This window comes from Clostridia bacterium (assembly GCA_017438525.1).
Classification (GTDB): Bacteria; Bacillota; Clostridia; order Oscillospirales; family RGIG8002; genus RGIG8002.
The window spans coordinates 1-12,807 of the sequence record JAFRVI010000053.1 but is presented as its reverse complement, the minus strand read 5'-3'; the positions used below and the strand labels follow the sequence as shown (position 1 = coordinate 12,807).

At 58.0% G+C, this 12,807-nt stretch carries 11 protein-coding genes; all 11 read right to left on the bottom strand.

What is annotated here, in order from left to right:
* Window positions 1–49: 49 nt before the first annotated feature.
* The gene (locus tag IJL83_05295) at window positions 50–856 is read right to left on the bottom strand and encodes a DivIVA domain-containing protein (protein ID MBQ6553010.1); all 807 of its coding nucleotides are present in this window, start codon (window positions 854–856) and stop codon (window positions 50–52) included.
* A 40-nt stretch (window positions 857–896) separates the two neighbouring features.
* Window positions 897–1,322, bottom strand: a complete 426-nt coding sequence (locus IJL83_05290) for a cell division protein SepF (GenBank protein MBQ6553009.1) — start codon at window positions 1,320–1,322, stop codon at window positions 897–899.
* Between the two features lie 13 nt (window positions 1,323–1,335).
* Complete coding sequence (locus IJL83_05285; GenBank protein ID MBQ6553008.1) at window positions 1,336–2,034, bottom strand: YggS family pyridoxal phosphate-dependent enzyme; 699 nt, start codon at window positions 2,032–2,034, stop codon at window positions 1,336–1,338.
* A 13-nt stretch (window positions 2,035–2,047) separates the two neighbouring features.
* On the bottom strand, window positions 2,048–3,259 hold the full coding sequence (locus IJL83_05280; GenBank protein ID MBQ6553007.1) for a hypothetical protein: 1,212 nt from the start codon (window positions 3,257–3,259) through the stop codon (window positions 2,048–2,050).
* 23 nt (window positions 3,260–3,282) lie between these two features.
* Window positions 3,283–3,516, bottom strand: a complete 234-nt coding sequence (gene hfq / locus IJL83_05275) for an RNA chaperone Hfq (protein ID MBQ6553006.1) — start codon at window positions 3,514–3,516, stop codon at window positions 3,283–3,285.
* 20 nt (window positions 3,517–3,536) lie between these two features.
* The gene (gene miaA / locus IJL83_05270) at window positions 3,537–4,475 is read right to left on the bottom strand and encodes a tRNA (adenosine(37)-N6)-dimethylallyltransferase MiaA (protein MBQ6553005.1); all 939 of its coding nucleotides are present in this window, start codon (window positions 4,473–4,475) and stop codon (window positions 3,537–3,539) included.
* Between the two features lie 5 nt (window positions 4,476–4,480).
* On the bottom strand, window positions 4,481–6,412 hold the full coding sequence (mutL, locus tag IJL83_05265) for a DNA mismatch repair endonuclease MutL (GenBank protein MBQ6553004.1): 1,932 nt from the start codon (window positions 6,410–6,412) through the stop codon (window positions 4,481–4,483).
* Window positions 6,409–8,994 carry a DNA mismatch repair protein MutS gene (mutS, locus tag IJL83_05260; protein ID MBQ6553003.1) on the bottom strand — a complete coding sequence of 862 codons (2,586 nt, stop codon included), beginning with the start codon at window positions 8,992–8,994 and terminating at the stop codon, window positions 6,409–6,411. The genes mutL and mutS overlap by 4 nt, the downstream gene beginning before the upstream one ends.
* A 38-nt stretch (window positions 8,995–9,032) precedes the next feature.
* Window positions 9,033–10,412: a tRNA (N6-isopentenyl adenosine(37)-C2)-methylthiotransferase MiaB gene (gene miaB, locus IJL83_05255; GenBank protein ID MBQ6553002.1), complete on the bottom strand. Its 1,380-nt coding sequence runs from the start codon at window positions 10,410–10,412 to the stop codon at window positions 9,033–9,035.
* Window positions 10,412–11,704, bottom strand: coding sequence for a transglutaminase domain-containing protein (locus IJL83_05250; GenBank protein MBQ6553001.1), 1,293 nt, complete (start codon window positions 11,702–11,704; stop codon window positions 10,412–10,414). The genes miaB and IJL83_05250 overlap by 1 nt, the downstream gene beginning before the upstream one ends.
* 23 nt (window positions 11,705–11,727) lie before the next feature.
* Window positions 11,728–12,807 (bottom strand): AAA family ATPase (locus tag IJL83_05245; GenBank protein MBQ6553000.1); only part of this gene is annotated, 1,080 nt, incomplete at its 5' end.

The window sequence follows — 12,807 nt, the reverse complement described above, 5'->3', positions numbered from 1 at the left end:
TACTCCCGAAAAAGAATCGGAGCGGCGGATCCCGCCGCCCGCTTTTTATTTATTCCTTGTTGAAATCGTAATCGGAGCCGAACTTGATGTCGATATCCTTGAATTTCTCCGCGGCGCTGCCGAAAAGGAGCTGTCCGTCGTCTGTGTCTTCCGGCTCCGCCTCATCGGCGGCGGGAGCTTCCGGCGCTGGAGCTTCCGGCTCTGCGGGCGCCTCGGGCGCGGACTCGGCTATCTCTTCCGGCTTGAAAACGCTGACGTCATCTTCCGGCGCGGCGGGCGCGGGCACCTCGGGAACCTCCGGCGCAGCCGCTTCGGGCGCGGCGGGCGCTTCAGGCACGGCGGGCGCGGGTTCGGCCGCTTCGGGTTGTTCCGCGGGCGTCTCGGGCGCGGGCTCTTCCGGCTTCTCTTCCTCGATGTAGGGCAGCGAATCGATAATATCCAGGTGGCTGCGGTAGATCGCGAAGAGGCGTGCGCGGAAGTCGGAAACCTCCTTGCGCAGCACGTTCAGCGTCTCCTGCTCCTGCTCGACGTCCTTCTGCGCGTTCTTAACGAGACGTTCCGCCTTGAAGGTCGCTTCTCTGATAATGAGATCCGCCTTGTTCTTGCCTTCTCTTATGACCTGCTCGTTTATCTTCTGCGCGTTGAGCAGCGCGTTGGAAAGCGATTCCTCGTTGCTGCGGTATTCCTCCAGCTTGGCAACGACGACTTCGATCTTCTTTATAAGCTCGGCGTTATCGGTGAGCATCTTTTCGTAGTCCGCGGCGACTTCGTCGAGGAATACGTCGACCTCTTCCATTTTATAGCCGCTGAAGCCCTTTGAAAACTGCTTGGCTTTAATGTCTTTCGGATAAATCATTTACAGCCCCCTACACATTGTATTTTTGACAGATCGCGGATCAGAACAATCCGTTGTTTTCCAGCTCGTCAAGCAGATCGCCCATTATGCCGACGTTGTACGGGGTGATCAGGTAAGTGCTGTGCGCTACGCGCTGGATTTTGCCTCCGTTGGCGTACGCTACGCCGCTGAGAAAGTCTATCAGTCTGCGGGAGATCTCCTTGCCGGTGTTCTCGAGATTGAGCACGACGGTGCGCTTCTCGTTGAGGTGGTCGGCAATTGCGCTGGCGTCCTCAAACACCTCCGGCTTGACGAGAACGACCTGCAGCTGAGTGGTGGCGTGGATGTTGACGACCTTGTTTCCCTTCGGGACCTCGGTCAGCGGCCTGATAGCCGGTTCTTCATCCCTGACGGGCGCGACGGTTTCTATTTCGTCGTCCTCATCATTGTAGGTAAAAAGATTCTTGATTTTGTCTCCGATTCCCATTTTGTGCTCTCCTTTATATTTGATTTCTTTCTCCGAATATTGCTCTGCCGACCCTCACGAGAGTGGAGCCGCCTTCGACTGCCCATTCGTAGTCGTCTGTCATACCCATCGACAGTATACTTATATATTTATTATCGCTTATTTTGCCCCGTATGTCAAGAAACAGTTTACACATTTCGGAAAAAAGTTTCATGGCTTCGGCTTTTTCGACGCCTATCGGCAGGATCGCCATCAATCCGCGCACGCGAAGGCGCGGTATCGAAGCGATTTCGGCCGCCGCGGAGAGCGTTTCCCGCACGGAAAAACCGGATTTCTGCGGCTCGTTCCCGATATTCACCTGAATGAGCACGTCGAGCTCCCTGCCGTGCTTTTCGCACGCCGCCGAAAGCGCCTGCGCAAGCTCGACCGAGTCGACGCTCTGCACCATATCGACCTTGTCGATGATATACTTGATCTTGTTCTTCTGCAGATGCCCGATGAAGTGTATCCGCAGCCCTTCCGGCTTATCGATCAGCGGATACTTTTCCGCGAGCTCCTGCGCCCTGTTCTCCGCGATGACGCGGACGCCCGCAGCGATCGCTTCGTTGACGCGCTCCGCGGTCTGAAACTTGGTTACCGCGGCGAGCGTTATATCTTCCGGCGCTCTGCCGGCTTTCGCCGCGGATTCGCGTATATTCGCCTTTACCGCGGCAATATTATCTGATATTCCCATTATTCCCTCCGGATCAGATCAGCTTGCCGGCGTACATATTTCTGCCGCCTATGATGACGTCGTCGTAAAGCTGGAGCATAGTCGGATCGTCCTTCCGTATTTTCGAAATGATATAGCCGTCGCCGGTATAGATCGGATCGACCTTGCGGAACGCGACCTTCTGCCCGCGCGCGATGTAGACCCCCTGCTCACCGTCGACGACGCGGAGCGCGTCGGAGTTTACCCTGACGCCCGAAAAGCTGTTCAGCCGCAGCGTCGCTCTGTCGACGCGCAAGCATGCCAGCTCGCTGTTTACGTTATTGCATGAGAAGATGACCGCGCGGTTGCCGTCGTCGTCCGCTTCCAGCTTTTCGACGGTGAAATACACGTCATAAGCGAGCGAAGCCGAAAACCTCACGGGCAGAGTTTTGCCGACTTCGAGCCGCGCCGCGTCCTCTTCGGATATCGGCGCGACGTAGAACCACCCGTATTGATCTATCAGCTTTCCCGAGCCGGATCCGTCTGATACTTCCGGAGTCCTTTCGCAAAGCGCCTTTATTTCTTTCGGCGAAAGCTCGGTTATTTTGTCGTAATCGACGATGCCCTCAAAAGAATCGGTATAACTTACGAAGAAACCGGAATCCGGCGACGTTATGGTATCGTAATCTCCGGCGCGGGCTCCTTTAAGGCGTTCACGTTCCGCCTTCAACTCTTCAAGCCGCGCGGTAAAGCCATCCACGTTGCCCTGCACGACCTGCCGCATATTGAAACCTGTCAACACCTCGCCCAGAACGCCTTCGGCGTTTCTGAGTCTGCCTTCCCGGCAGGCGTCGGCGAGTTTGGAAAGCCCGCTGCGTATATTCGTTTCGATGGAATAAGCGTCTACGCCGGTACCCTGAGCGCCGAGCGCCGCTTCAAGCCGCGCTATCTCCGCCTCCGTATCACGAAGGCGCTCTTCGACATCCGCACCCGAAGCGGAAGCGTACACATTTGCGATGCGTTCGCCTTTCGCCACCCTCGCGCCGTCGCTTACCAAATAGTCAACTATACCCGTGGACGAAGTATCAACGATCCTTTCGGAGCGTATGGCAACGCCCGCGACCGTGATACTGTCGTCGACCCTCACCTTCAACGCGCGCTCCGTCTTTACCGGATCGTAAATCAGATTGAAGATATTATAGGCCACGTACGCTATCAGCAGCACGGACACGGCAATGGATATGAACCTGCCGGGGTTGTTTTTCAACTCTCCTTCACCCTCTTCTGATCTTATGCTACCTCAACCGGCTCCATATTCACGTGTACCGCCGGAACAACGGTGGAAATCGCGTGCTTATAGACCATCATCTGCTTCCCGCCGGAAATCAGCAAAACGGTAAAGCTGTCAAACGCCTTGACAGTGCCGTTGAACTGAAAACCGTTTTTCAGGAAGACAGTTACCTGCGCGTTCTCTTTTCTGCAAGCGTTGAGGAACAGATCCTGCAAGTTCTGCGACTTTGGCATGGCCGACTCCTTTCATTTCTTTATTTATCTCTGCCGAAACCGGCAAAAATCCGGGCGATATCCGCGGCGATCTCCTCTGCGCCGCGCTCGTCGGTAAAGAACTCGCCTTCGTATTCTCCTCTGCGGAACCACGTAAGCTGACGCTTCGCGTAATTCCTGCTGTATTGTTTTATCTTCGCAACGGCTTCGTCAAGTGTGCTCTCCCCGCGGAAATACGCGAAAAGCTCGGGGTAACCGATAGCGGAGATCTTTTCGGGATCGTATTTTTCAAAAACGCGTTTTGCCTCGTCGAGCAGGCCGGCGGAGATCATCGCGTCGACGCGGCGGTCTATACGCTCGTAAAGCTTCGCCCTATCACTGCAATTTATCAGTATTCTGCAGATCGAATAACGCTCTTCGCGCACGGATCCGGCATCCCAGACGCTCTGCGGTTTCCCTGTCACGCGGTATATCTCGAGCGCGCGGATAACGCGCTTCGTATCATTGGGATGAATGCGCTCGGCGGACGGCTTGTCAACCTCTGAAAGTTGACGATGCAGCTCGGCGCTTCCTACCTCTTCCGCCTGCTTTTTCAGCTCCGCGCGGACGGCTTCGTCGCTGCTCCCGTCCGACAGCGCGGTGTTTGACGCGAGCACGTCGATATAAAGCCCGGTGCCTCCGCAGAGTATCGGCGTCCTGCCGGAAGAAACGACGTCGTCGATCTCGCGCTCGGCGTCGCTCTTGAAACGGAAGACGTTATACTCGCCGTCCGGCTCGATAAAGTCGATCAGACGGCAGTCAACGCCGTCCAGCTCCTCGGGAGTCGGCTTCGCGGTGCCTATCGAAAGCTCTTTGTATATCTGCATTGAATCGGCCGAGATGATAACGCCGTCCAGCAGTTTCGCGGTTTCGACCGCCACGGCGGTCTTGCCTGCCGCGGTGGGACCGCATATAACGAGCAGTTTCGGTTTCTTCGTCATATCCGTCACGCGCGCAGGAATTGCTTGTCAAGATCTCCGCGCTTTATCTCAAAGCAGACGGGACGCCCGTGCGGACAGAAGCGTGCGTCGGGGTCTTCTTCGAGCATGCGGAGGATATCCTCCGCGTCCTCCTCGCTGCTGCGCCTGCCGGCTTTCACGGCCGCTTTGCATGCGACGGAGTGGAGGATATCGTCGTAGAACGCCTCGCTTATGCTGCGCTTGCCGCCCTTGGGGAGCTTGTCCGCCATGAGCTGAAGCAGAGAGGAGACGTCATCGTCGTTCAGTTTGATAGGAACGCTTCTGACAGTCACCTGCCCCGCGCCGAAATCCTCGACGTCGAAGCCGAGCTGCGCGAGCGTTTCGGCGTTGTCGAGTATCGTGCGCGCGTCGGTCTTGTCGAGCGAAACGGTAACAGGCGACAGCAGAAGCTGCGCGTCGGAATCGGGGTTGAAGCTCTTTTTGAGCCGGTTGAATATAATGCGCTCGTGCGCGGCGTGCTTGTCCACGAAGAGCACACCGGACTCACTCTCGAATATGAGATATGTCCTGTAAACCTCTCCTACGAAATTATACCCGCGTGCCGCATCGTGTTTTGTCGATTCCTGTCGAACATCGGGAGTTTTTTCTTCTTTCTGCTCGGATGACTCGAAAAACGGCAAGTCCGTTTTCGCGGGTGCGTGGGCGGGCGCCGACTCCGGCCGGGGCGCGGGCGCGGGCTTCGCGTCCGGCGATGCGGCCGGGGCGTAAGCGGCGCGTTCCTCCGGCTTCTCCGCCGGGAAGTTCGCGACCCTCGGCACACTTATGCGCGCTTCAGTCTCCGGTATCCTTGTCTGCTCAACTGCGGCACGGGTTACGGGCGCGGCAAAAATGCTCTTCACCGGCGCGACGCTTACCATATCGCTTTTAAGTTCCCCTATCTCAACTACCTTCGACGGTGCAACTCCGATTTCGTCTTTCCTTCCCTGCAGCGCGCTCTTGACAGCATGATAGATAGCATCGAATACCGCGTGGTCGTCGGTAAAACGCACCTCGAGCTTCGCCGGATGCACGTTGATATCGACAAGCGCGGGATTGATTGTCAGATTAAGCACACAGGCGGCGAACTTGCCGGAAGGGACGAGGTTCGCATAAGAGGCGTCAAGGGCGGCCGTGAAGGTCTTTGACCTGACGAGGCGGCCGTTGACGAAGAATATCTGCATACTGCGGTTAGCGCGCGGGAACGCCGGCTGCGACACAAAGCCGCCGACGCCTATTCCCCAGCTGTTGCCGTCGACGGGAGCGAGCGTTTCCGCGAACTTCCTGCCGAATACGGCGTTGATCGCGGCGTCGAGGCGTCCGTCACCGGGAGTGCGCATTTCCTCGGTGCCGTTTTTGATGAATTTGAAGGCAATACCCGTGTTCGCGAGTGCGATCCTATCCATAAACGAAGCGACCGCCGCCGCTTCCGAAGCGTCTTTTTTCAGGAACTTCATGCGCGCGGGGGTAGAGAAAAACAGATCGCGCACTACGACGGTAGTGCCCGTCGGACAGCCCGCCTCCTCGCATGAATCGAGGTCGCCGGCAACGTAGCGCACGGCTGTCCCGACCTCGTCCGAAGCGCATTTCGTTATCATATCGGTGCGCGATACCGCGCAGATGGCGGCGAGCGCTTCGCCGCGGAAGCCCATCGTCACGATGTTATTCAGCTGATCTGCGTTCTGCAGCTTGCTCGTGGCGTGGCGCAGGAACGCGGTCGGCACTTCGTCGTGCGGGATGCCGCAGCCGTTGTCGCTGACGCGGATATAGGTTATGCCTCCGTCTTTTATCTCGACGGTAATATCCGTAGCGCCGGCGTCTATGCTGTTTTCGACAAGCTCCTTGACGACGGAAACGGGTCTGTCGACGACCTCTCCGGCGGCGATAAGCTCGGATACGTTTTTCGGAAGTACCTTTATCATTCTTTCTCCGCCTCCTTCGCTTCTGCGGAAAGCTCGTAAAGCAGCTTCAGCGCCTCGATGGGCGAAAGCGTATCCGCCTGCACGCGGCGCAGCTTTTCCAGAAGCTCCGCGCCCTTTCCCCCCGCGGCTTCGCGCTGCGGGACCGGCGCGGGAGTGCGCCTTTCGACGCCGTTCGCCTCGAGACTCTTCAGGATCTGACGCGCGCGATCGGTGACCTCGGCGGGCACTCCGGCGAGGTCGGCGACCTCGATGCCGTAGCTGTCGTCCGCTCTGCCGCGGACGATCTTGCGCAGGAAGACGAGCTTGTCGCGTTTTTTCACGGTTATGTTGTAGTTCTTGACACAGGGCATTTCCGCTTCAAGATCTGTGATCTCGTGGTAATGCGTGGCGAAGAGCGTGCGGCATTTCGTCACGTCCGCGACGTAGTCGATGACCGCTCTGGCGATGCTCATTCCGTCGTAGGTAGACGTGCCGCGCCCGATCTCGTCGAAGATGACGAGACTCTGCCGCGTCGCGTTTTTCAGTATATACGCGACCTCGCTCATCTCGACCATGAAGGTTGACTGCCCCATAGAGAGATCGTCCGATGCGCCGACGCGGGTGAATACCTTGTCGGCGATGCCTATCTTCGCCTTCGCCGCCGGAACGAAACAGCCGATTTGCGCCATTATCGTTATCAGCGCGACCTGACGCATATAGGTCGATTTGCCCGCCATATTCGGTCCGGTGATTATCGCTATCATGTTCTCGTCGAGGTCGAGCTTCGTGTCGTTCGGTACGAAGAGCCCGTCCGGCAGCATATTCTCGACGACGGGATGTCTGCCGTCGGTTATCTCGGTGACGCCTTCGCTGACGATCTCGGGCTTGACGTATCTGTTCGACGACGATACCGCCGCGAAGGAACAGAGCATATCTATCATCGCGACCGCCGAAGCCGTCGCCTGCATACGCGAAAGCTGCTGCCCCACCCTCTCGATAAGCGCAGTGAAGATGCCGTATTCTATGTCGTTTATACGCTCATCCGCTGTGGATATCTTCACCTCGAGCTCCTTGAGCTCCTCGGTGACGTAGCGTTCGCCGCCGACAAGCGTCTGCTTGCGGATGTAATGCTCCGGCACGAGGTTCTTATACATATTCGTGACGTCTATGTAGTAACCGAAGACTTTGTTGTATTTGACTTTCAGATTCTTTATGCCGGTCGCTTCGCGCTCGCGCTCCTCGATGGAGGCGAGAACGCCGCGCAGGTTTTTCAGCAGTCCCCGTAGCTCGTCGAGCTCGGCGTCCACGCCGTCGCGGACGAAGCCGCCCTCGCGGACGGATACCGGCGGATCGTCGGTTATCGTGCGGTCGATATCGGAGCAGACGTCGTCGAGCGGGTCGACGCACTCGCAGAGCGACTGAAGCATCGGGTCGCCGAAGCCGCCGAGCGTTGCCTTTATCTCGGGCAGCGGCATCAGCGAAAGGCAGAGCGCGCGAAGCTCCTTCGCCCCCGCTGTCCTGTACGCGATGCGCGCGGCGAGGCGCTCGATATCGCGCACGCCGCTCATCGTTTCGCGCAGCGAGCTTAAGTTTATGCTGTCGGCGAGCAGCGCTTCCACCGCGTTCAGACGCATACGGATGTATTCCGGCTTCATAAGCGGCTTTTCGAGCGAACCGCGCAGCATACGCTTGCCCATAGGCGTCTTCGTGCGGTCGAGGACGTGCAGCAGCGAGCCCTTCTTTTCTCCGGTGCGCATGGTTTCGCACAGCTCGAGGTTGCGGCGCGTGCTGACGTCGAGGAGCATATACTGGTCCTCGCTGACAAAGGTTATATCCGTGATGTTCGCGATCGCGGTCATCTGCGTTTCATAGAGGTAATCGAGCAGACTGCCGAGCGCGATTATCACCGCGGGCATCGCGCTTATGCCGAGCGCGAGCACGTTTTTGTGAAAGTGATCCTCGACTATGCGGATGCAGCTGTCGATATTCGCGTCGCCTGTGCCGTAGGTTATGACCGTGCCGGTACGCCTGTCGAGGAAATCCGTTACCTCCTTTATCGGCTTGGTCGCGGCGGAAAGGATGACCTCGCTCGGCGAAAAGCGCCCGAGCTCGTTGATTATCTTCTCCACGCGCTTCTCGGAGCCGTCGGTAAGGCAGCAGAGAGTGCCGGTGGTTATGTCGGCGAAACACATTCCGAGCCCGTCTTCAGACGAATGCACGGAGGCGATATAGTTGTTTTTGCCCTCCTCGAGCGAGTCGGGGCTCATGACCGTGCCGGGCGTGACGATGCGTATGACTTCCCTGCGGACGATGCCCTTCGCGGTCGCGGGATCCTCCATCTGCTCGCAGATTGCGACCTTGTACCCCTTCGCGATAAGCTTGGCTATATAAGCGTCGCAGGCGTGGTAAGGCACGCCGCACATCGGGGCGCGTTCGCCGTCGCCGCAGTCCCTGCCGGTCAGCACGAGGTCGAGCACGCCGGAAGCGAGCTTGGCGTCGTCAAAAAACATCTCGTAAAAATCCCCCAACCTGAAGAACAGGATGTGGTCGGGATGCTTTTCCTTGACCGCAAGGTATTGAAGGATCATCGGTGATCTTGCCATTTTTTCGCTTCCGTTTCTGTCTTTATTATCGGAGTATTTCAGATAAGTTCGCCCTTGAGCAGCCAGCTCATCGGCTCCGTAACGCGCACGCGCGCGTAGTTTCCGTAAAGTTCCGCCGGGCCCTCGAATTCGACGATCTTGTTGCCGTCCGTGCGGGAGGAAAGCAGCTTCAAACCGCTCTCCGCGCCGCCCTTGACCTCGTCGACGAGCACGGTGAATTCTTTCCCTTTCATCGCCGCGTTGCGCTCGAAGCCCTTGCGTGTCTGCAGCTCGACGAGCGCGTCGAAGCGGCGCTGCTTTTCGTCGCGCGGGATCTGGTCCGGCATCTTCGCGGCCGGTGTGCCTTCCCTTATCGAATAGAGGAAGGTGAAAAGCGAATCGTACCCCACCTCGTCGACGAGGGAGAGCGTATCCGCGAAGTCCTCCTCAGTTTCGCCGGGAAAGCCGACGATCATATCGGAGGTTATGCAGAGCCCGTCTATCCGTTCCCTCGCGCGCCCTATGAGCGCGAGGTAGTCGGCGCGGGTATATTTTCTGTTCATTGCCTTCAGGATGCGGTCGGAGCCCGACTGCACCGGAAGGTGTATGTGCTTGGCGAGCTTATCGCAGGACGCGATGACGTCGATAAGCTCGTCCGACGCGTCCTTCGGGTGCGAGGTCATGAAGCGGAGCTTGAAGTCCCCGTCGATCTGCGCCACCCTTCGGAGCAGCTGCGGGAAGTTCTCGCCCGTTTCCGGCTCGCAGTAGGAGTTGACGTTCTGCCCGAGCAGCGTTATCTCGCGGCAGCCGGAAGCGACGAGCGGCTTCACCTCGGCGAGCACGTCTTCGGATCGGCGGCTGCGTTCTCTGCCGCGCACGTAAGGCACGATGCAGTAGGTGCAGAAGTTGTTGCAGCCGTACATTATCGGCACGAATGCGCGGAAGCCCTCGTTGCGCACATTGCCGATGCCTTCGACTATCTCGCCGGATTCGTCGTAGAGCGTGCGTATCTTCTTGCCTCCGGTCAGGCGGCTGAAGATCAGCCGCGGCAGCTCGTGGATCGCCGACGTGCCTATGACTATATCGACGAATGAATAGCGTTTCTTTATATCCTCCACCATATGCTCCTGCTGGGTCATACAGCCGCAGAGTACGGTTATCATGGAGGGGTTTTTCTCTTTCAGAGCGTGGAGCAGCCCGACGTTGCCGAGTATCTTCTGCTCGGCGGAATGGCGCACGGCGCAGGTGTTGAAAACGACGAGCGACGCACCCTCCGGCGAATCGCAGAGCTCGTAGCCCATATTCCGCGCGAGAGCGGCGATCTTTTCGGAATCGCTGACGTTCTGCTGGCATCCGTAGGTCTTTATGTACGCCCTGCGGCCGGAGCCCTCGATGAACTCCCTGACTTTATTCTCGTATTCGGGATCGTAATAACGCATCAGCTGTCAAACCCATCGTAAGAATCGTAGGAATCGTAAACGTCGCTCCGCTTCGGCGCGGCCTGCTCCGGCTGCGGCTCCGCGGCGGAACGCTTCTTCCTGCCGCGGACGATAACGATCGCGACGACCGCGACCGCGGCGCAGAACACCGCGCCGGCGATAACGAACATCAGCGGCGAGGCGCCCGAAGGCGCTGCCTCCCCTTCCGAAGACGCGTGGCTCGCGTTCGACTCCGGCACGGACGAGCCGCTCTCCAGCTCTATCGGCTCCGGAACGCTCGATTCAAGGCCTATCGCGCGCTCGACGACCTTCGGCTTTTCACCTTCGATCGGGCGCGTTATGTTGTCGCTGCCGGACGCGCCGGGCGCGTTCCAGTGATTGCGCTTCGCCTCCGGATACGGAGTGCCGAAGCCATCCTCGCGGTCGTCCCAGAGGTGACTGTTTTTGAGGAAATAGTCGCTGCTCTTCAGGAAGTAGTTATAAACTACGCCGCTGCCGAGATGCGGCTGATCGTCCCAGGTCACGTCCATATGGTACCATTTGCCGTCGACCTCCACCATATTCCAGCAATGCAGATTGAAGGTGCTGCCCGTCACGGCGTAGGTTTTTTCGGAAAAGACGATGCGCGTATTGAGTCCGGCCGTACGGCAGAGAACGTCGAAAAGCAGAGTATACGCCGAGCATACTCCCCTGCCGTTCGTGACCATGCCGTAGGCGGAATGCGATTTGGAGTTGTAAGTATCGCTGTAAGCGTAGTCATAGGTGAGGATCATCCAGTCGTGGATGTTCTTGACCTTGTCGTACTCCGTTTCCGCGCCCGCGAGGATCGAAGCGATATTGTCCCTTGCGAACTTCTCGACGTATTCGGTCTCTCTCGGCGTTTCGTGCCACTTGCTGACGCGATAGACGACGCTGAAGGTCTGCAGCACGGACGTATGCGGATCGTAGTCGAAGCTGACTTCCGTGCGCACCTGCGACATCTTCAGACCGACGTAGTCGTTGCCCGCGGTATATTTATACTTCAGGATCGGATAGGTCGACATGAAGTACTCCTCTTCCGGAGCAAACCTGTCGTCAGACGCCTTGAACTGCGAAACGAATCCGCCGGAGATCGTGAGATTGACGCCGTCTTCGCCGTTGTTGAATGCGCCGCTCAAAGCGGCGTCGACCGACGCCGTCATCGAGTCGCGGTCGTCTGTTATTATGTTTATAACAGACGCCGAAACGGACGTTCCGGAAAAGAACGCCAAAGCGAATATAAGCGCGAGGATCCGTTTCAAAGCTTTTTTCAAGGGTATACCGTCCTTTCGGAGAATCAGGCAAATACGGAGTTGAACTCGTCGGAATCGATGGTCTCCTTTTCGAGCAGGAGCGCGGCTACCGCGTCGAGCTTGTCGCGGTTGGAGTTCAGTATATCCTCCGCCTTCTTATAGGCGGTGTTGATGATCTTCTCGACCTCTTCGTCGATCTTGGCGGCGGTGGTTTCGGAGAAGACCTTGGAAGTCGTCAGGTCTCTGCCGAGGAAGACCTCGTCGTGCTCGCTGCCGAAGGTGACGGAGCCGAGCGTGTCGCTCATACCGTACTTCGTGACCATGTTGCGCGCGATGCGGGTGGCGCGCTCGAGGTCGTTTGAGGCGCCTGTGGAAATATCGCCGATAGCGATCGCTTCCGCGACTCTGCCGCCGAGCAGCGAGGAAATCTCTTCGCACATCTCGGTCTTGGAGATGTGATATTTATCCTCTTTGGGCAGGAAGCGCGTAAAGCCGCCCATCATGCCTCTGGGCATTATCGATATCTGATGCACGGGGTCGCAGGTCGGCAGGAAGTGGGTAACAATAGCGTGCCCCGCCTCGTGATACGCGGTCAAGCGCTTGTCGTTTTCCGGAACCACGCGGGACTTCTTCTCCGGACCGGCGACGACTTTCATGACCGCGTTCTCGATATCCGCCTTGGAAATGAGCTTGCGGTTATCGCGTGCGGCAAGCAGCGCCGACTCGTTGAGCAGGTTCTCGAGGTCCGCTCCGGTGAAGCCGACGGTCGTCTTCGCAATGGTCTTCAAATCGACGTCCGGCTCAAATTTCTTGTTGCGCGCGTGGACCTTAAGGATCCCTTCGCGCCCCTTGATATCCGGCGTGCTGACGTAGACCTGTCTGTCGAAGCGGCCCGGACGCAGCAGAGCCGGATCGAGTATGTCGGGGCGGTTGGTCGCCGCCATTATGATAACGCCTTCGTTTTCCGAGAAGCCGTCCATCTCGACGAGGAGCTGATTGAGCGTCTGTTCCTTCTCGTCGTGGCCGCCGCCGAGGCCGGCGCCGCGCTGTCTGCCGACGGCGTCGATCTCATCGACAAAAACAATAGAAGGAGCACTTTTCTTCGCCTGATCGAACAGGTCGCG